This window comes from Micromonospora sp. CNZ285, assembly GCF_004637285.1.
Genome location: NZ_SPQD01000001.1, coordinates 900,024 through 918,980, shown reverse-complemented (window position 1 = coordinate 918,980; position 18,957 = coordinate 900,024). Strand labels below are relative to the sequence as shown.

The window sequence follows — 18,957 nt, the reverse complement described above, 5'->3', positions numbered from 1 at the left end:
AGCCTAACCTAACCTGGTCGCCGCGGCTCTGGCCGCGTCCTGTCCGTACGACCGCTGGGATGTCGCATGAGTTCGATCGGGAGCCCGACCGGCGCCGCACCCGCCGACACCGGCCGCGCCGCCGCCACGGCACGCGGCCACCTGTTCAACGCCGGCTCGCTCGGGCGCTACCGGGACGTGCTGGCGCGCGGCGTGGACCGGGTGGCCCGCCGGGTGGCCGAGGCGGACCGCCCGTTCACCGGCGTCACGCCCGAGGAGCTGGCCCCGCTCGTCGCCGCCATCGACCTGGACCGGCCGCTCGGCGACACCGACGCCGCCCTGGACGAGCTGCACGACGTGTGGCTGCGCGACGCCGTCTACTTCCACCACCCGCGCTACCTGGCCCACCTGAACTGCCCGGTGGTCATCCCGGCGCTGCTCGGCGAGGCGGTGCTCAGCGCGGTGAACTCCTCACTGGACACCTGGGACCAGAGCGCCGGCGCGACGCTGATGGAGCGGCGCCTGATCGAGTGGACGGCCGGGCGCATCGGGCTCGGCCCCACCGCCGACGGGGTCTTCACCAGCGGCGGCACCCAGTCGAACCTCCAGGCGCTGCTGCTGGCGCGCGAGGAGGCGTACCGCACGGTGGTGGGCGGCGCCGACGGCCGGCCGGACCGGCCGCAGGTGCTGTCCCGGCTGCGCGTCATCACCTCCGCGGCCGGGCACTTCAGCGTGCAGAAGGCCGCCAAGCTGCTCGGCCTGGCCGCCGACGCGGTACTCACCGTGCCCACCGACGCGAACCGCCGGATGCGCACCGACGAGCTGGCCCGCGCGATCGACGGCTGCCACCGCGACGGTCAGGTGGTGATGGCCGTCGTCGCCACCGCCGGGACCACCGACTTCGGCACCGTCGACCCGCTGCCGGAGATCGCCGACATCTGCGCCACCGCGGGCGTCTGGCTGCACGTCGACGCCGCGTACGGCTGCGGGCTGCTGGTCTCCCCCACCCGCCGGCACCTGCTCGACGGCATCGAACGGGCCGCGTCGGTGACTGTCGACTACCACAAGTCGTTCTTCCAGCCGGTCAGCTCCAGCGCGCTGCTGGTCCGCGACGGCCGGGTGCTGCGCCACGCCACCTGGCACGCCGACTACCTCAACCCGGCCCGCGCGGTCGAGCAGGGCATCCCGAACCAGGTCGACAAGAGCATCCAGACGACCCGCCGGTTCGACGCGTGCAAGCTCTGGCTGACCCTTCGGATCATGGGGCCGGACGCGATCGGCGCGCTGTTCGACCAGGTCGTCGACCTCGCGGCGCAGGCGTGGCGGCGGCTCGACGCCGACCCGCGCTTCGAGGTGGCCGCGCCGTCGCAGCTGAGCACCGTGGTCTTCCGGTACCGGCCCGCCGGCCTCGCCCCCGACCTGGCCGACGAGACCAACCTGCACGCGCGCGAGGCGCTCGCCGCCTCCGGCGCGGCACTGGTCGCCGGCACCCGGGTCGACGGCGCCCACCACCTGAAGCTCACCCTGCTCAACCCTGAGACCACAGTGGACGACGTCGCCCACGTGCTGGACCTCATCGCCGACCACGCCGCCTGGTACGCCCGGACCGCCACCGCCACCGCGCTGTCCTGCCCGGTCGGCTGACCCCCGTCGAGGAGAACGAGAACGCCATGTCGACCCACGACTTCATCGCCGTCGGGCTGGGCCCCTACAACCTCGGCCTGGCCTGCCTCACCGCCCCGATCGACGACCTCGATGGGCTGTTCCTGGAGGCCCGGGACAGCTTCGACTGGCATCCCGGCATGCTGCTCGAATCCACCCGGCTCCAGACGCCGTTCATCGCCGACCTGGTCACGCTCGCGGACCCCACCTCGCCGTACTCGTTCCTGAGCTACCTCAAGGAGACCGGCCGGCTCTACCCGTTCTACATCCGGGAGAGCTTCTTCCCGCTGCGCGCCGAGTACAACGACTACTGCCGCTGGGCCGCCGCCAAGCTGCCGAACCTGCGCTTCCGGCACGCCGTCACCGCCGTCGAGTACGACGAGGCCGATGACAGGTACGTGGTGCACGCGGACACGCCGGACGGGCCGGTGACCCACCGGGCCCGGCACCTCGTGCTCGGCACCGGCACCCCGCCGTACCTGCCGCCGGCGTGCGCCGGGCTGGGCGGTGACATGATCCACAACTCGCGCTACCTGGAGCACCGGGAGGCGCTGCGGGCCAGGGACAGCATCACCATCGTCGGCAGCGGCCAGAGCGCCGCCGAGATCTACCACGACCTGCTCGGCGACATCGACACGTACGGCTACCAGCTCACCTGGGTGACCCGCTCGCCCCGGTTCTTCCCGCTGGAGTACACCAAGCTGACGCTGGAGATGACCTCGCCGGACTACGTGGACTACTTCCACGCGCTGCCCGAGCCGACCCGCTACGCGCTGGAGGCCGCGCAGAAGCCGCTGTTCAAGGGCATCAACGCCGACCTGATCAACGACATCTACGACGTGCTGTACGCCAAGAGTCTGCCCGGGCCGGTGCCCACCCGCCTGCTCACCAACACCGAGCTGGTGGAGGCCACGTACGCCGACGGCCGCTACCGGCTCGGGCTGCGCCACACCGAGCAGGACCGCGCGTTCACGCTGGACACGGAAGGTCTGGTGCTGGCCACCGGCTACCACTACCGGGTGCCGGAGTTCCTCGCGCCGGTACGCGACCGGCTGCGCTTCGACGCGCACGGCCGCTTCGACGTGGCCCGCAACTACAGCGTCGACCACACCGGCCGGGGCGTGTTCCTCCAGAACGGCGGTACCCACACGCACAGCATCACCTCGCCCGACCTCGGCATGGGCCCCTACCGCAACTCCTGGCTGATCCGGGAGATGACCGGCCGGGAGCACTACCCGGTGGAGAAGACCGTCGCGTTCCAGGAGTTCGGAGCGCCGGCATGAGCGAGCGCACCGAGCGAAGCGAGGGCCGCGAGCGCATGCCCAAACGACCCGGCATGACCGTGTTCACCCGCGTCGACGACGCGCTGGGCGAGTTCACGCTGCGCCCGCTGGACCCGGACGCCGACGCCGCGCTGCTGCACCGCTGGGTCACCCATCCCAAGTCCGCGTTCTGGCTGATGCAGGACGCCGACGTGGCGGCGGTCGCCGCCGAGTACCGGCGCATCGCCGGCCACCCGCACCACGACGCGTACCTGGGGTCGTGGCGCGGCACCCCGGCGTTCCTGGCCGAACGGTACGACCCGGCGCACGTCGAGCTGGCCGGCCTGTACGACCCGGAGCCCGGCGACGTCGGCATGCACTTCCTCTGCGCGCCCGCCGACACGCCGGTGCACGGCTTCACCCGTGCCGTCATCACCACGGTGATGGCCTGGCTGTTCGCCGACCCGGCGACCCGCCGGGTGGTGGTGGAGCCGGACGTGCGCAACACCGCGGTGCACGCACTCAACGCGGCAGTCGGGTTCACCGTCGTCGGCCCGATCCGCAAGCCCGAGAAGGAGGCGCTGCTCAGCGTCTGCACGCGGGACCAGTTCCGGGCCGCCACCGGCGCGCCCGCAGGCGAGGAAGGGGCACCGGCGTGAACGCCAGCGCATCCGTGGACCACCTGACCCCCGAGGCGTGGGCGACGGCCAACCGGCTGCTGGTGCGCAAGGCGCTCGCCGAGTTCGCCCACGAGCGCCTGATCACCCCCGAGCCCGACGGCCCGGGACGGTGGCTGGTCCGCAGCGACGACGGCGCGGTCGAGTACCGGTTCGCGGCGCAGCGGCTGGCGCTGGACCACTGGGACGTCGACGCGGACAGCATCGTGCGCCGCCGCGACGGCGCGGAGCTGCCGCCCGACGCCGTTGACCTGTGCGTGGAGCTGCGCGGCGCGCTCGGCCTCACCGACGCGATCCTGCCGGTCTACCTGGAGGAGATCACCTCCACGCTCGCCGGGACCGCGTACAAGCTGGCCAAGCCCGCGGTGAGCGCCGCCGAGCTGGCCGCCGCCGGGTTCCAGGCGATCGAGACCGGCATGACCGAGGGGCACCCCTGCTTCGTGGCGAACAACGGTCGGATCGGCTTCGGCGTGCACGAGTACCACGCGTACGCCCCGGAGGCCGCCACGCCGGTACGGCTGCTCTGGCTCGCCGCGCACCGCGACCACACCACGTTCACCTGCGCCGACGACCTGGACTACGACACGCTGGTCCGGGCCGAGCTGGGCGAGCAGACGCTGGCCGGGTTCACCGCCACGCTCACCGGGCTCGGCCTGGACCCGGCCGAGTACCTGTTCGTCCCGGTGCACCCGTGGCAGTGGTGGAACAAGCTCGCCGTCACGTTCGCCGGTGAGGTGGCCGCGCGCCGGCTGGTCTGCCTCGGCGAGGGGCCGGACGAGTACCTCGCGCAGCAGTCCATCCGGACCTTCTTCAACGTCAGCGACCCGGCGAAGCACTACGTGAAGACCGCGCTGTCGGTGCTGAACATGGGCTTCATGCGCGGGCTGTCCGCCGCGTACATGGAGGCGACGCCCGCCATCAACGACTGGCTGGCCGGGCTGATCGAGGGCGACCCGGTGCTCAAGCGCACCGGCCTGTCGATCATCCGGGAGCGGGCCGCCATCGGTTACCGGCACCGGCAGTACGAGGCGGCCACCGACAGGTACTCCCCGTACCGGAAGATGCTGGCGGCGCTGTGGCGGGAGAGCCCGGTACCCGGGCTGGAACCCGGGCGGCGGCTGGCCACCATGGCCTCGCTGCTGCACCTGGACCGCGACGGCCGGTCGCTCGCCGCGGCGCTGATCGACGAGTCGGGGCTGGCGCCGGCCGACTGGCTGCGCCGCTACCTGGACGCCTACCTGGTGCCGCTGCTGCACAGCCTGTACGCCCACGACCTGGCGTTCATGCCGCACGGCGAGAACGTCATCCTGGTGCTGCGCGACGGCGTCGTCGAGCGGGTCGTGTTCAAGGACATCGCCGAGGAGATCGTGGTGATGGACCCGGACGCGGACCTGCCCGAGCGGGTGCGGCGGATCCGGGCCGCCATCGGAGAGGACGAGAAGATCCTCTCCATCTTCACCGACGTCTTCGACTGCTTCCTGCGGCACCTGAGCGCGGCCCTGCACACCCGGGGCGTGCTCGATCAGGACGAGTTCTGGCGCACCGTCGCCGCGTGCGCCGCCGACTACGCCGCGACGGTGCCGCACCTGGCCGACCGGATGCGCCGGCACGACCTGTTCGCGCCGGAGTTCACGCTGTCCTGCCTCAACCGGCTCCAGCTGCGCAACAACCAGCAGATGGTGGACCTGTCCGACCCGTCGGCCGCGTTGCAGTTCGCCGGCACCCTGGTCAACCCGCTCGCACCGTACGCACCGCGCGACTGATGGCATGACGGAAGCGGGCCGGCGCATGGCGCCGGCCCGCTTTCGTCGGTGGTGGGGACGATCAGTTCTCCGCGCGACCGGCCCGCCAGTAGCCCATGAACGCCACCGCGCGCCGGTCCATGCCCCGCTCGGTGACCAGGTGCCGGCGCAGGCCGCGGATCACCGCCGCCTCCCCGGCCAGCCAGGCGTAGAGCGCCGCGCCGTCAGGCCGCTCCGGCACCTCCCAGAGGATGTCCCGGTCCACGTCCACCTCGGCAAGCGGCGCGGCGGCCACCGCGACCGGTACCGGCACCAGCCGCCCGGCCAGGCTCCTCACAGCCGGGGTGAGCCGGCTGCCGTGCGGGGCGCCGTCGCGGGGCAGCCAGGTCACAGTGACGCCGGCCGGGGCCCGGCAGGGCAGCTCGTCGCCGGTCTCCGGCACCTCCACGAGCGCGTGCCCGCGCGCCTCGGCGGGCAGCCGCTCCAGGATCGCGCAGATCGCCGGCGCGGCGGTCTCGTCGCCGGCCAGCAGCAGCGTCGCGCCGGCCGGCGGCTGGAACTCGACCCCGCCGTGCGGGCCGTCCCAGCCGGCGTCCGGGCCGACGACGGCGATCCGGTCACCGAGACGCGCCCGCCGGGCCCACCGGGTGGCCGGGCCGCCGTCGCCGTGCAGCGCCATGTCCACGTCCACCTCGTACGCCTCCGGCCGGACGGCCCGGACGGTGTAGGTGCGGATCGGGCTGCGCAGCGCGTCCGGCAGCTCACGCCACCGCGGGAACCAGTCCGGCCCGTCGGGCAGCTCCCCCGGCGCGCCGTCGACCGGCGGCAGGGCCAGCTTGATCCGCTGGTCGTAACCGTTGTCGGCGAACCGGTCCAGGTCCGGGCCGGTCAGCGTCACCCGAAGGAAGGACGGGCCGAGCCGGCGTAGCGCGCGGACCTCGACGGTGAAGACTCGCCAGGGCGCGACGGCCAGGGTGCTGGTCATGCGTCATTCCTCTCACGGCCGGTGGGGGGTGCGTCGGTGAACGGGCTAACGGGCGGCTGCCGCGGCGCGGGAACGCCACAGCAACCAGACGAAGTACGGGGTGCCGATCATGGCGGTGACCAGACCGGCGGGGACCTGGGCGGGGGCGATGACGCTGCGGCCGAGCGTGTCGGCGAGGCTGACCAGGGTGGCGCCGAGCAGCACCGCGACCGGCAGGACGCGGGTGTGCCGCCCGCCGACGAGCGCCCGGGCCGCATGCGGCGCGACCAGGCCGACGAAGCCGATCACGCCGACCGCCGACACGGCGGTGGCGGTGAGCAGCGCCGCCAGGCCGAGCGCGACCAGCCGGGCGCGTTCCAGCCGGACGCCGAGCACCCGGGGCGTGTCGTCGTCGAGCGCGAGCAGGTCCAGCTCGCGGCGCACCGCGGCGACCACCGGCAGCGCGATCAGCAGCGCGATCGCCACCGGCAGCACCTGCGGTGCGGTACGCCCGTAGGTGGAGCCGGACAGCCAGGTCAGCGCCTTGCCGGTGTTCCACGGGTCGGACGACACCACGATGAACGTGATGATCGCCGTACCGCCCTGCCAGACCGCGAACCCGATCAGCACCAGCCGGTCGGAGTTGAGCCCCCGCCGCCGGGCCAGGCCGTAGACCAGCGCGAACGCGACGACCGCGCCGAGACCGGCGGCGCCGGACAGGGCGAGCACGCCGGCCATCGGCGCGAACGTCAGCAGCGACACCGCGCCGATGCCGGCGCCGCCGGTGATGCCGAGGATGCCCGGTTCGGCGAGCGGGTTGCGGCACACCGCCTGCACCGTGGTGCCGGCCAGGGCCAGCGCGGCGCCGGCCAGCAGCGCCGCGGCGACGCGCGGCCAGCGGGCGTCCAGCACGAAGGTGTACGCCGGTCCGGTGCGGCCCTGCACCCAGTTGACGATGTCGCCGAGCAGCACCCAGGTGTCGCCGGCGAGCATGCCGAGCACCAGCGCGGCGGTGACGACCACCGCGCAGACCGCGACGACGGTGGCGACGAAGCCGCGGGAGCGGACGGCGGCGTGGCCGCCCGGCGCCTGCCGGGTCGGTCCGGCGTCGCGGTGGCGGCGGGCCAGCCAGACCAGCAGCACCGCGCCGAAGAGCGTGGTCACCACGCCGGTCGGCACGTCGACTCCGGCCTGCCCGCCGAGCACGGCGCGCAGCAGCACGTCGGAGCCGAGCACGATGACCACGCCGACGATGCCGGACAGCGGCATCAGGATGCGGTGCCGGTGCACCTCGGGCACCCACTTGCCGAGCAGGCGGACGATCACCGGCGCGCCGAGGCCGACGAAGCCGATCGGGCCGGCCAGGGTGACCGCCGCGGCGGAGAGCAGCACGGCAAGCAGCACGACCGTCAGCCGGGTACGGCGCACGTTGAGCCCGAGCACGGTGGCGGTGTCGTCGCCGAGGGCGAGCAGGTCCAGCCGGTGCCCGAGGGCCACGAGCACCAGCGCGGCGACCCCGATCACGGGGGCGAGCTGGGTGAACGCGACCAGGTCGCCCTGCACGAGCGAGCCGTTGCCCCAGGCGAACAGGCCGATGGTGGCCTGTTCGAACAGCAGCATGAGCAGCATGGTCAGCGAGGAGAGCGCCATCGCGGTGGCCGAGCCGGCGAGGATGAGCCGGGTGGTGGCGGCCTGACCGCCGGCCGAGAGCAGCATGACCAGGGAGGCGGCGGCGAGTCCGCCGCAGAACGCCAGCCCGCCCGCGGGCAGCGCGGGCAGCGCGATCCCGAACGCGGCGGTGGAGACGATCGCCAGGTGGGCGCCCGCGTTGACGGCGAGCGTGTCCGGCGAGGCGAGCGGGTTGCGGGTGGTCGACTGCAACGCCGCACCGGCGAAGCCGAGCGCGACGCCGACGGCCAGGCCGGTGAGCAGCCGGGGCAGGCGGGAGGCGACGAGCACCCGGGCGGTCTCGTCGTCGCCGCCGGTGAGCAGCCGGAGCAGGTCCAGCGCCCCCACCGAGGAGGTGCCCTGGGTGAGGTGCACCGCGGTGATCGCGACGAGCAGCGCGGCGGCGAGGGCGAACGCGCCGGCCACCCGGCTGCGCCGGGCGGGCGGCGGCCCGACCGGGGCCGGCCGGGTGGCCGGCCCCGGCGGGGCGGGGGCGGTCATCGCGCTCAAGCCGTGTAGACCTTGACCAGCTCGTCGATGTACTGCTTGGCGGACAGCGTGCCGCCGAAGGTCCAGATGCCGTTGGGCATCTTGTGCAGCTTGTTCTGCTGGACGAACGGCAGGGAGCGCCAGATCGCGTTGCCGGCGAGGCCGTCGGCGAACACGTCGGTGCCGTCCGAGGCGTTGTAGAAGAAGTGCAGGTCCTGGCCCTTGAGGACGGTCATGCCCTCGACGTCGGTCTGGCCCAGGCCCCACATCTCGTCGGTCTTGCCGGTCCAGGCGTTCTTGAGGCCGACCTGGATGCCGAGCTGGGAGACGAGCGCGCCCTGGCCGAACATCCGGATCGAGACGGTGCTGCCTTCCTTCCAGCCGTCGGCGAAGGCGAACTGCTTGCCGGCCGCACCGGCGTCGGCGATCTTCTTCTTGCCGTCGGCGATGGCGGCGTCGAAGTCGGCCAGCAGCTTGTCCGCCTGCGCGGTACGGCCGGTCGCGGTGGCGATCATCTTCAGGTCCGCGCGCATCCGGCCGATGTTGTCGGAGGCGTCGCTGCCCTTGGTGACCAGCACCGGGACGTACTTCTCCAGCTGGGTGACGACGGCGGAGCCGCGCTCGGCCTCCATCACCACGAGGTCCGGCTGGAGGGCGACGATGGAGTCGACGCTCGGCTCACCCCGGGTGCCGACGTCCTTGACGCTCGCGTCGAGCGGGGCGGCGGTCACCCAGGTGGCGTACCCCTTGGGGTCGGCCACGCCGACCGGCATCACGCCGAGGCCGACGAGCATCTCCACCTCGCCCCACTCCAGGCCGACGACCTTGGTGGCGGGGCTCTTGAGCGTGATGGTCTTGCCCCGGCTGTCGGTGACGGTGACCGGGCCGGTGGACGCGGCGTCGGAGGGGGACGGTGCGGCGGCGGGCTCCTCGGTGGTGCCGCAGCCGGCGATCAGCAGCGCGCTCGCCGCGGCGGCGACGAGCAGGGTCATTCGGGTACGCAGCATCGGGTTTCTCTTCTGTGTGCAGGAGTCGGTCAGGCGGAGACGCGGGTCGTGTGCCGGCCGACGGGACGTGTGGAGAGCAGGTTGGTGACCGGGTCGACGCTCACCTCGACGCGGATGCCGTACGCCTCGGTGAGCGCCGCCTCGGTGAACACCTCGTGCGGGGTGCCGGTACCGCGGACCCGGCCTTCGTGCAGGAGCACGACCTGGTCGGCGACGGCGGCCGCCTGGTTGAGGTCGTGCAGCACCACACCGACGGCGACGCCGGCGGTGTCGGCGAGGTCGCGCATCAGGTCGAGGATCTCCACCTGGTAGCGCAGGTCCAGGAACGTGGTCGGCTCGTCCAGCAGCAGGATCGCGGTGTCCTGGGCCAGGCAGGTGGCCAGCCAGACCCGCTGCAGCTCGCCGCCGGAGAGCTCGTCGACCGGCCGTCCGGCCATGCCGTCGACGCCTGTCACCCGCATGGCGCGGTCGATCGCGGCCGGTCCGTCGAGGTCGTTCGCGCGCCACCGCTGCCGGTACGGGTGCCGGCCGTACCCGACCACGTCCCGCACCGTCACCCCGCTGGGGGTGGGCCGGCTCTGCGCGAGCAACGTGACCCGGCGGGCGAAGTCCCGGGCGGACAGCGTCCGGGCCGGTGTGCCGTCGGCGAGCACGATCTCGCCGTGCTCCAGCGGGTGCAGGCGGGCCAGGCCGCGCAGCAGCGTCGACTTGCCGCTGCCGTTGGGGCCGACCAGCGCGGTCACCGCCGCGGGCCGCAGCGTGATGGCGGCGTCGTGCACCACCGTCGTGCCGTGGTAGCCCAGCCGCAGCTCACTGCCGCGCAGGCCGTCGGCCCGCATCGTTCCGCTCGTCACGCAGGTTAGGCTAACCTAAGGCTCGATCATCCTGTCAAGCCGGTCCTTCGGTCCGATCTCCCACCCCTCCGCCCCACCCCCACCCCACCCTCCCCGGTCGATCATGAAGTTGACGGCGTCGTCGATCTCCGATCCGGCCGCCAACCTCATGATCAACCGCGTGGGGTGCCGGGGGTCAGAGCGAGACCTGGCGGCCGCCGAGGGTCACCGTGAGGCGGCCGTCGGAGGCGAAGGACCAGGCCAGGGCGCCGGAGTACGTGGCGCAGCGGGAGCCGTTGCCGCCGGACCAGAACTGGTTCGAGCCGTCCACGTTGCCGACCGTCTTGTCGTTGGAGCCGCTGCCGGCGAAGCGGCAGGACGTGTTGCTCCGGAACACCGAGGTGCCGGCGTCGAACGAAAAGTTGCGTTCGGTGTTGTCGATGCTCAGGTTGTTCGAGATCGTCATGGTGCCCGGGTTCCGGTTGTACGTGAACCCGTGCTTGCCGTTGCGGTACGCGATGGTGCGCCGGACGGTGTGGTTGACGGCGATGTCCTCGCCGCCGAGCTTGAAGCCGTTGCGGTCGCCGTTGCCGTTCTGCGTGCCGTTGCTCAGCGTGCCGTTGCTGTACGCGAGCGAGTCCTCGATGGTCACCGTGCCGATCGCGCCGGTGTCGGACTTGGTGTAGAGGTCCCATCCGTCGTCGATGTTGTGGTGCGACACCGCGTACCGGAAGACGTTGCCGCCGCCGACGGTGAGCTTGGCCGCGAAGCCGTCGGCGTCCTCGCCGTCGGAGTCGGCGTTGTCGTGCGACTCCACGCTGACCATCAGGTTGTTGGCGGGCCACTGGTCGCGGGGCGTGCTGGAGGCGATCCGGGACAGTTGCAGCCCGGTGTCGCGGTTGAAGCGGGTCACCGTCCGCTCGATGATGTTGTTGCTGCCGCCGACGAAGATGCCGTTGTCACCGGCCCGCTCCACCACGAGCCCGCGCACGTGCCAGTACGAGGCGTTCAGCGCCAGTCCCCGGTTGGCCGGGTCCTCGCCCATCGCGGAGAAGTTCAGGATCGGCGTCTCGCCCGGGTAGGCGTACAGGTTCTTGCGGGCGCTCGACGTGCCGTTGTTGCCGGCGGCGACGGTGACCGTCTGGGACAGGGCGTACGTGCCGCCGCGCAGGTAGATCGTGCCACCGGCACCGACGCGGGTGATCGCCGCGGCGATCGTGGTGGGGCTGGCCTGGGTGCCGGCCGCCCCGGCGCTGCCGTTCGGCGCGGCGTAGATCGCCCCGCCGGCCGGCGGCGGCGTGCTCGGAGGCGGCGTGCTGGGCGGTGGCGTGCTCGGGGGCGGGCTGCTCGGCGGGGCGCTGGCCGGCGGCGTACCGGTGGTGGGCGTGACGCCGCCGGTGCAGGTGACGCCGTTGACGGCGAACGAGGCCGGGACCGGGTTGCTGCTGTTGTTCCAGGTGCCGTTGAAGCCGAACGACGTGCTCGCGTTGGTGCCCAGGCTGCCGTTGTAGCTGACGTTGGCGGCCCGCACCGAGGCGCCGCTGGCGGTGATCTCGGCGCCCCAGGCCTGGGCGACGGTCTGACCGGCGGCGAAGGTCCAGGTGACGGCCCAGCCGTTGAGCGGGTCGCCGAGGTTCGTCAGGTTGACGTTGGCGGTGAAGCCGCCGCCCCACTGCGCGGTGACGGCGTAGTCGACGCGGCAGCCGGCGGCCGCCTGCGCGGCGGTCGCGCCGACGGCCAGGCCGGACGCGGCGAGCGCGGCCGTCGCCGCGGCGGACGTCCACAACACCGTACGGCGGTGTCGGTTGATCATGCTGGTCTCCTGCGGGTGGTGGTGCCGTGCCCACGCCGGCACCGATGCCCGGTCGGTGTCGGGGGCGGGCCTTGATACCCGGACGTCAGTGCCACGAACGCTCACGTCTCCCGCGCAGTAAGCGCTTTCAGCGCAGCCTAACGATGGACGTCGATGCGGTCAAACCTCGGCCCGCACTGAACGATCCCGCCGCGCCGTCCGTATCCACTGCCGACCGGAACATCGGCCGGAACCGCGATGCCGGAGCGGGCACGAGCACGATTCCTCCAGTCGTCACTTCGCACCGTGGAGACGGGGCGGCACCCGCCGCGCCGGCCCTCCCGGTCAACCAGAGGAGAGGTGCATGGCCAGGGGTACGCGCAAGACCGCGGTCCTGAAGCTCGGCGGGGTGGGCGCCCTCGCGGCGCTGTTGTTCGCCGGCGGACTGCAACTGGCGTCGGCGGGCGAGAACAACCGTCCGGCCACCGCCGCCACCGCGCAGACCGTGAACTGCCCGACCGTACGCGACAAGCTGCCCGCCGTCCCCGCGGCGGCGTCGGCCCAGGTGGAACGGGAACTGGCCAACCTGGACCAGGAGATCGCCCGGCAGAACGAGCGGCTGGCCCGGCAGGCGGTACGCCCCGAGGGCGGGCCGGCGTTCATCGACAACGCCATCCTCGGCCCGCTGCGCAGCAAGCGCGTCGCCGTGCTCGACCGCATCGAGATCGCCTTCAACCGGATCGGCGCGCAGCGGCCGGACCTGGACGCGCTGGCGGCCTGCTCGCTCAACGCCCCGGGCGTGCCGAGCGCCGTCAACGGCGGCGCCGGCCAGAACGGTTCCGGCGGCCAGAACGGTGCCGGCCAGAACGGCAACGCCGGCGGGCAGAACGGCAACGGTCAGAACAGCAACGCCGGGGGTCAGAACGGCAACGCCGGCGGCGCGGCGCGGACCGTGAACTGTCCCCGGGTGGCGCTGCCCGCCGTCCCGGCGGCGGCCGCGGGCCAGGTGCAGGCCGAACTGGCCACCCTGGACAAGCAGATCGCCGAGGCCGACGCCCGCCTCGCCCGGCTCGCGGTACGCCCCGAGGGCGGCCCGGCGTTCATCGACAACGCCATCCTCGGCCCGCTGCGCAGCAAGCGCGTCGCGGCGCTCGACCGCATCGAGATCGCGTTCAACCGGGTCGGTGCGCAGCGGCCGAACCTGGACGGGTTCGCCACCTGCGGCCTGAACTGACAGGCCGCTGTCACGGCCCGGCGGTGCGCATCCGCCGGGCCGCGACGGCGGTCACAACGGCCCGAACACGTCGCCCGGGTCGGCGTCCAGCGAGAGCGTCTCCAGCACGGTGAGCAGTTGCCGTTCCTCGTACCGGAAGTGCGACTCCATGATCGCCGCCACGCCCTCCAGGTGCCGGGCCAGTTCCCCGGGCGGGGCGTCGCGGGCCACCGCCGCGCTCAGCCCGGTCAGCAGGTACCCGATCATCGAGTGGTCCTGCCGCAGCCGGTCCAGCGTGCCGCGCAGCTCCGGATGCCGCGCCGCGATCGCCGGGAAGAGGCTGTGGTCCTCGCCCTCGTGATGCGCGGTCAGCGCCGCGCAGAACCCGTGGCAGAACACCAGCAGCTCACGTGCCGCCGGGCGGGCCGGCTCACCGTCGGCGAGCGCCCGCCGGGTCACCGCCAGCGCCTCGCGCAGCCGCTCGTGGACGGCGCGCATCTCCCGGCTCCAGGCCACCAGCCTGGTCTGTTCGCCCTCAGCCACGTGGCGAGGGCGAAGGGACGACGAGTGTCATCGTCGTGCTCCCTTCGATCCGGCGCCTCCATGCCTGACACGGTCTGCCACCGGCACGCGACGCTGGGCGGAGCCTAACCGGCGGCACCGGCGCCATCAAGTAGTGCCAGCGCTACCCCGGTTCGGCAGCTGGCGGTATGGAGCGCGGGGCCGGTTCTGGCGAGGCTTGAGGACGTACCCGTTCACCTCCGTCGAGGAGTTCCCATGACCCGCCGTACCTTCCCGGTGGCCGTCGGCGCCGCGGCCCTGCTCACCGTCACCGCGCTGGGTGTGCCCGCCGCGTCCGCCACCACCACCGACGCCCGGCGTCCGGCCGCCGACGCGGTCCAGCAGCGACTGGACGGCCTGGTCGCCGAGCACGGCTTCCCCGGGGCGCTGGCCTCCGTACGCCGCGACGGCCGGGTTCGCGACTACACCGCCGGGGTCGGTGACCTGCGCACCGGCGCCGCGATCCCCCGCGACGCCCGGGTGCGCGTCGGCAGCAACACCAAGACGTTCACCGCCGTGGTCGTCCTCCAGCTCGTCGGCGAGGGCCGGATCGACCTGGACGCCAGCGTCGAGCGCTACCTGCCCGGCTTGGTGCGCGCCAACGGCAACGACGGGCGGCGGATCACCGTACGCCAGTTGCTGCAGCAGACCAGCGGCCTGCCCGACTACGACGACGTGGTGTTCGGCAAGGCGCAGGACCTCGTGGACCGGCGCAGCGACTACTTCGATCCGCGCCGGCTGCTGGACGAGGCGCTCACCCAGTCCCGGCACTTCCCGCCGGGCGAGAGGTGGGAGTACAGCAACACCAACTTCGTCCTGGCCGGGCTGATCGTCGAGCGGGTCACCCAGCGCCCGGTCGGCGAGGAGATCACCCGGCGGATCATCGAGCCGCTGCGGCTGCGCGACACGTACTGGCCGCAGACCGGCGAGCAGGACCTGCCCGGCCGGCTGCCGCGCGGATACGTGGCGGTGGAGCCGGGCGCGCCGTGGGTCGACGTGACCCGGATGGACCCGTCGCTGGGCTGGGCCGCCGGCCAGCTCGTCTCGACGCCGTCGGACCTGCGCACGTTCTTCGAGGCGCTGCTGGCGGGCAAGCTGCTCAAGCCGGCCCAGCAGGCGGCCCTGACGCGTACCGTGCCGGCGCCCGACTTCGAGCCCAGCGGTGTCTGGGAGTACGGCCTGGGCATCGCCCGGCACGAGCTGCCCTGCGGCGGTCACGCCTGGGGGCACGGCGGCGACATCCAGGGCTTCGAGACGCGCAACCTGTCCACCACGGACGGGCGTAGCGCCGTGGTCGCGGTGACCGCGCTGCCGACCGGTCTGGAGATGATGGAGGCGGTCACCGGCGCCGTCGACGCGGCCCTGTGCGGCACCGGCCGCTGATCCCGGGTCACCGCACGCGCGCCGCCTCCCCGCGAGGTGGCGCGCGTGCGTGCGTCTACCGCCGGCCGTCGAGATAGCGCAGCACGGCGGTGACCCGGCGGTCGGCCCGGTCGTCAGGGGGCAGGCTCAGCTTCGCGAAGATGCTGCGGATGTGCTTGTGCACCGCGCCCTCGGTGACGAACAGCCGTTCCGCGATCGCGCCGTTGCCCAGCCCTTCGGCCATCAGCGCCAGCACCTCGTGCTCACGCGGCGACAGCTCGGCCAGGGCGGTGTCCGGCCGTCGGTTGCGGGCGAGCAGCTGCCCGACCACCTCGGGGTCGATCACGCTGCCGCCGCTCGCGACGCGGTGCAGCGCGGCGAGGAACTCCTCGACCCGGCCCACCCGCTCCTTGAGCAGGTAGCCGAGCCCGGAGGCGCCGACCGAGAACAGCTCGGTGGCGAACGCCTGCTCGACGTACGCGGACAGGACCAGCACCGCGAGGCCGGGCAGGCGGCGGCGGGCCTCGACCGCGGCGACGATCCCCTCGTCGGTGTGGGTGGGCGGCATCCGCACGTCGACGATCGCCACGTCCGGCCGGTGCTCGTCCACGGCGGCCAGGAACTCCCCCGGCGTGCCGGCGGTGGCCACCACGTCCAGGTCCTCGGCGCGCAGCAGCAGCGCCAGCCCTTCGCGCAGCAGCGCGTCGTCCTCGGCGATCACGATCCGCATGGCAGCTCCACGTGCATCCTCGTCGGTCCTCCCGGTGGACTCGTCAGCGTCATCCGCCCGTCGTACGCCTCGACCCGGCGGCGGATGCCGGTCAGCCCGGAGCCGCGCGCCTCGTCGGCGTCCCCGCGCCCGTCGTCGGTGACGGTCACGAGCAGCCGGTCCCCCTCCCGGCGCACGGCGACGTCCACCGCGCTCGCGCCGCTGTGCCGGACCACGTTCGTCAGCGCCTCGGCCACCACGAAGTACGCGGTGGCCTCGACCGACGCCGCGCAGCGCACGTCGACGTCCACCGACAGGCGGCACGGCACCGCGCACGCCGCGGCGAGTCCGTCGAGCGCCCCGGCAAGGCCCCGGTCGCCGAGCACCGGCGGCAGGATGCCGCGCACCACCGTACGCAGCTCGCCGAGCGCCTGCTCGGCCGCGTTCTGCGCGCGTTCCAGGATCTCGTCGGCGCGGGCCGGGTCACGGCGTACCGCCCGCCGCGCGGCGCCGAGCAGCACGTTCACCGCGACCAGCCGGTTCTGCGTGCCGTCGTGCAGCGAGCGTTCGATCCGGCGCAGCTCCACCGCGTGGGCGTCGAGCGCGGCGGCCCGGGTGGCGGTCAGTTCGGCGACCCGCAGCGACAGGTCGAACCCGGGCGGCGGGGGCAGCAGCCGGCGGCCCGGCCGGGCCTGGATCCGCGCCAGGGCCGGCCCGGTCGCGACCGCGAGCACCAGCCAGCCGATGCCGAGCACGCCGACAGTGAGCGCGTCGCCGAGCCCGTCGACGCGCCACCAGCCGATCCCCGGCGCACCGGCGTCCGGCGGCACCAGCCGGTACCACAGCGGGAACGTCATGTCCTGCACGGCGTAGATCGGCAGCGCGAGCGCGATCAGCCCGGCGCCGAAGCCGAGCGTCCCGTGGGTGGCCACCCAGCGCAGTTCCCGCCGGACGACCGGGTCGCGCAGCGCCGGGCGCACCCCGGCCGGCACCGGGCCGGACGACGGGATCGGCGGCCCCCACCGGGACAGCCGGGCACGCTCGCGGTCGGCCACCGACCGCACCGCCCGCAGCATTCCGGGTACGAGCAGCAGTCCGACCCCGCCGACGCAGGCCGCGGCCGCGACGACGATCCCGAACAGCGCGCCGAGCGCCAGCACGGCGGTGCCGAGCCCGCCGACGAGGTGCTCCAGCGCGTCCACCGCGGCGCGGAACCGCCCGCGTACGTACTCCATCCCCGGCCCACCCCCGGCCGCCACGATAGGTCACCGCTGTCGCCGCCCGTCAGGTCCGGGCGCGGAAAGTACAGCCTGCTGTACCCCGGTCGTCGTGCTGGCGGGATCGTTCCCGGCCATCTGCGCGCCTAGCGTCGAGGGTGCAAGGACGTCACCCGAGGAGGCAGCCGTGAACGACCTGGACCGTACCGCCGAGAACACCGCCGCGACGACGCCCGTCAGCCGGATGCGCCCGCTGCTCTGGCTGGTGCTCATCGTCAGCGTGGCGGCGAACGTGACGCTGTCGAGCGTCCTGGGCAACCCGTGGGCCGGTTCGGCCTTCGGCGCGCTGGCGCTGGCGTCCGGCGCGGCGCTGGCGGTGAACCACTACCGCAACCGCTGACCCGCCACCGTGCGGGCGGCGCCGGGAAGCCGGGTAGCGCCGGGACGCCGGGCGGGGCGGGCCGCGCCGACGATCGGCCCGCCCTGCGGCGTTCGCCCGCGCGACCACGTCCCCGGCTGATACGACTGGTGTCGTCGACGGCGCGTACGGAAGGGACCGGATGGCGAGTGAGCCGCGTGGGCACCTGCTCCGGCCACGCGAGGCCTCCCGCCGGGCGTCGTTCCTGGAACTCTTCTTCGACCTGGCCTTCATCCTCGCGCTGAACCGGGTGTCGCTGGTGCTGGAGGAGGACCTGAGCCTCGCCGGGGCGTACCGGGCCGCCCTGCTGCTGGCGCCGATCTGGTGGGTGTGGTTCGTGACCGCCTGGTCGACCGACTGGTTCGACCCGCGCTCCCCGCCGATCGTCGCGCTGCTGCTCTGGGTCATGTTCGGCGGCCTGCTGATGGCGGCGGCCGCGCCCACCGCGTACGCCGGGCACGCGCTCGTGTTCGCCGGCGCGTACGTGGCGATCCACCTGGGCCGGCCGCTGATCCTGCTGCCGGCCCTGCGCGGACATCCGCTGCGGGTGCGCAGCACCCGGGTGGCGATCTGGTTCGGCGTCTCCGGGGTGCTGTGGGTGACCGGCGCGCTCGCCGGGCCGGCGCAGGTGGCGCTCTGGACCGCGGCGATCGTCCTGGATCTCACGATGGCGCGGCTGCGCTGGCCGACACCGGGGCTGGGCCGGTCGAGCTGGCGCGACCTCCAGGTGGTCGGCGAGCACCTGGCCGAGCGCTACCAGCAGATCTACATCATCGCGCTGGGCGAGTTGATCCTGTCCGCCGGGATCGTGTTCAGCAACGCCGGTTTCGACGGCTACCGGACGGTGGCGTTCGCGCTGGCGTTCGTCAACGCGGTCACCGTCGGGCGGCTCTACCTGGTGCCCGGCGGCATGCGGCTCGGCGAGGCGATCGAGGCGCGCGGGCCGTCCGGGAGCCGGCTCGGCCTGCTCGCCGGTTACCTGCACCTGGTGATGGTGGCCGGTGTGGTGGCCACGGCGGTCGGCGCGCAGGTCATGATCACGGATCCGCTTTCCCGCGACCCGGCCGCGCTCGTGGTGGCGCTCAGCGGTCCGGCGCTGTTCCTGATCGGCTGGATCGGGCTCGCGGCGGCGGTGCACCGCCGGGTGACCTGGCACCGGCCGGCGGGGCTGGTGGTGATCGTGGCGCTGGGCCTCCTGACACGCGGGCTGCCGCTGCTGGCGGGCTCCGCGTTGCTGGCCGTACTGCTGATCCTGATCGTGTACGCGGAGACCGCAGCCGTACCGCGGGCGGTTCGCGGCTGAGCGCGTTAACGCCACCATCCGATTGACAGACGACTATGTGAACGCCAGGCTAGGGGAGATTGTTAGCGTTAACTCGGCCGTCATCTCCCCGCAGAGAAA

The 18,957-nt window shown here is 73.5% G+C and carries 16 protein-coding genes; 8 read left to right on the top strand and 8 right to left on the bottom strand.

Going from position 1 to position 18,957, the window contains the following annotated elements:
* The first annotated feature begins 66 nt into the window (after nucleotides 1-66).
* Genes CLT75_RS04205 through CLT75_RS04190 form a run of 4 tightly spaced genes read left to right on the top strand, consistent with a single transcriptional unit; the run spans nucleotide 67 to nucleotide 5,343 of the window.
* Complete coding sequence (locus CLT75_RS04205; protein ID WP_135239559.1) at nucleotides 67-1,623, top strand: pyridoxal phosphate-dependent decarboxylase family protein; 1,557 nt, start codon at nucleotides 67-69, stop codon at nucleotides 1,621-1,623.
* Between the two features lie 26 nt (nucleotides 1,624-1,649).
* Nucleotides 1,650-2,924 (top strand): lysine N(6)-hydroxylase/L-ornithine N(5)-oxygenase family protein, encoded by a 1,275-nt coding sequence (locus CLT75_RS04200; RefSeq protein WP_135239558.1) that lies wholly within the window; start codon nucleotides 1,650-1,652, stop codon nucleotides 2,922-2,924.
* 53 nt (nucleotides 2,925-2,977) lie between these two features.
* Nucleotides 2,978-3,562: a GNAT family N-acetyltransferase gene (locus CLT75_RS04195; protein WP_135243900.1), complete on the top strand. Its 585-nt coding sequence runs from the start codon at nucleotides 2,978-2,980 to the stop codon at nucleotides 3,560-3,562.
* On the top strand, nucleotides 3,559-5,343 hold the full coding sequence (locus tag CLT75_RS04190; RefSeq protein WP_135239557.1) for an IucA/IucC family protein: 1,785 nt from the start codon (nucleotides 3,559-3,561) through the stop codon (nucleotides 5,341-5,343). The genes CLT75_RS04195 and CLT75_RS04190 overlap by 4 nt, the downstream gene beginning before the upstream one ends.
* A gap of 61 nt (nucleotides 5,344-5,404) precedes the next feature.
* Here the strand turns inward: CLT75_RS04190 and CLT75_RS04185 are convergent, their stop codons facing one another.
* From CLT75_RS04185 to CLT75_RS04165, 5 genes are all read right to left on the bottom strand, one after another.
* Nucleotides 5,405-6,307: a siderophore-interacting protein gene (locus CLT75_RS04185; RefSeq protein WP_135239556.1), complete on the bottom strand. Its 903-nt coding sequence runs from the start codon at nucleotides 6,305-6,307 to the stop codon at nucleotides 5,405-5,407.
* Nucleotides 6,308-6,352: 45 nt separating this feature from the next.
* Nucleotides 6,353-8,455, bottom strand: coding sequence for an iron ABC transporter permease (locus tag CLT75_RS04180; RefSeq protein ID WP_135243899.1), 2,103 nt, complete (start codon nucleotides 8,453-8,455; stop codon nucleotides 6,353-6,355).
* A gap of 5 nt (nucleotides 8,456-8,460) precedes the next feature.
* Complete coding sequence (locus CLT75_RS04175; protein ID WP_135239555.1) at nucleotides 8,461-9,450, bottom strand: iron-siderophore ABC transporter substrate-binding protein; 990 nt, start codon at nucleotides 9,448-9,450, stop codon at nucleotides 8,461-8,463.
* A gap of 29 nt (nucleotides 9,451-9,479) precedes the next feature.
* A complete protein-coding gene (locus tag CLT75_RS04170; protein WP_135243898.1) occupies nucleotides 9,480-10,289 on the bottom strand; it encodes an ABC transporter ATP-binding protein in 810 nt (269 codons plus the stop codon).
* Nucleotides 10,290-10,479: 190 nt separating this feature from the next.
* A complete protein-coding gene (locus CLT75_RS04165) occupies nucleotides 10,480-12,096 on the bottom strand; it encodes a cellulose-binding domain-containing protein (protein ID WP_135239554.1) in 1,617 nt (538 codons plus the stop codon).
* A 343-nt stretch (nucleotides 12,097-12,439) separates the two neighbouring features.
* Between CLT75_RS04165 and CLT75_RS04160 the strand changes: the two genes are divergently transcribed.
* The gene (locus tag CLT75_RS04160) at nucleotides 12,440-13,309 is read left to right on the top strand and encodes a hypothetical protein (RefSeq protein WP_135239553.1); all 870 of its coding nucleotides are present in this window, start codon (nucleotides 12,440-12,442) and stop codon (nucleotides 13,307-13,309) included.
* A gap of 51 nt (nucleotides 13,310-13,360) precedes the next feature.
* Here CLT75_RS04160 and CLT75_RS04155 read toward each other — a convergent pair whose 3' ends face one another.
* Nucleotides 13,361-13,831 carry a hemerythrin domain-containing protein gene (locus CLT75_RS04155; RefSeq protein WP_135239552.1) on the bottom strand — a complete coding sequence of 157 codons (471 nt, stop codon included), beginning with the start codon at nucleotides 13,829-13,831 and terminating at the stop codon, nucleotides 13,361-13,363.
* Nucleotides 13,832-14,065: 234 nt separating this feature from the next.
* On the opposite strand from CLT75_RS04155, the gene CLT75_RS04150 reads away from it, so the two are divergent.
* Nucleotides 14,066-15,232: a serine hydrolase domain-containing protein gene (locus CLT75_RS04150; RefSeq protein WP_135239551.1), complete on the top strand. Its 1,167-nt coding sequence runs from the start codon at nucleotides 14,066-14,068 to the stop codon at nucleotides 15,230-15,232.
* A 55-nt stretch (nucleotides 15,233-15,287) separates the two neighbouring features.
* Here the strand turns inward: CLT75_RS04150 and CLT75_RS04145 are convergent, their stop codons facing one another.
* Together CLT75_RS04145 and CLT75_RS04140 are read right to left on the bottom strand one after the other, a co-directional pair.
* Nucleotides 15,288-15,941 carry a response regulator transcription factor gene (locus CLT75_RS04145; protein WP_135239550.1) on the bottom strand — a complete coding sequence of 218 codons (654 nt, stop codon included), beginning with the start codon at nucleotides 15,939-15,941 and terminating at the stop codon, nucleotides 15,288-15,290.
* Nucleotides 15,929-17,155: a sensor histidine kinase gene (locus CLT75_RS04140; protein ID WP_135239549.1), complete on the bottom strand. Its 1,227-nt coding sequence runs from the start codon at nucleotides 17,153-17,155 to the stop codon at nucleotides 15,929-15,931. Before CLT75_RS04140 ends, CLT75_RS04145 begins: the two co-directional genes overlap by 13 nt.
* 169 nt (nucleotides 17,156-17,324) lie before the next feature.
* Between CLT75_RS04140 and CLT75_RS04135 the strand changes: the two genes are divergently transcribed.
* Together CLT75_RS04135 and CLT75_RS04130 are read left to right on the top strand one after the other, a co-directional pair.
* Nucleotides 17,325-17,537: a hypothetical protein gene (locus CLT75_RS04135; protein WP_135239548.1), complete on the top strand. Its 213-nt coding sequence runs from the start codon at nucleotides 17,325-17,327 to the stop codon at nucleotides 17,535-17,537.
* 160 nt (nucleotides 17,538-17,697) lie between these two features.
* Nucleotides 17,698-18,858 carry a low temperature requirement protein A gene (locus tag CLT75_RS04130; protein WP_135239547.1) on the top strand — a complete coding sequence of 387 codons (1,161 nt, stop codon included), beginning with the start codon at nucleotides 17,698-17,700 and terminating at the stop codon, nucleotides 18,856-18,858.
* The last annotated feature ends 99 nt before the right edge of the window (nucleotides 18,859-18,957 follow it).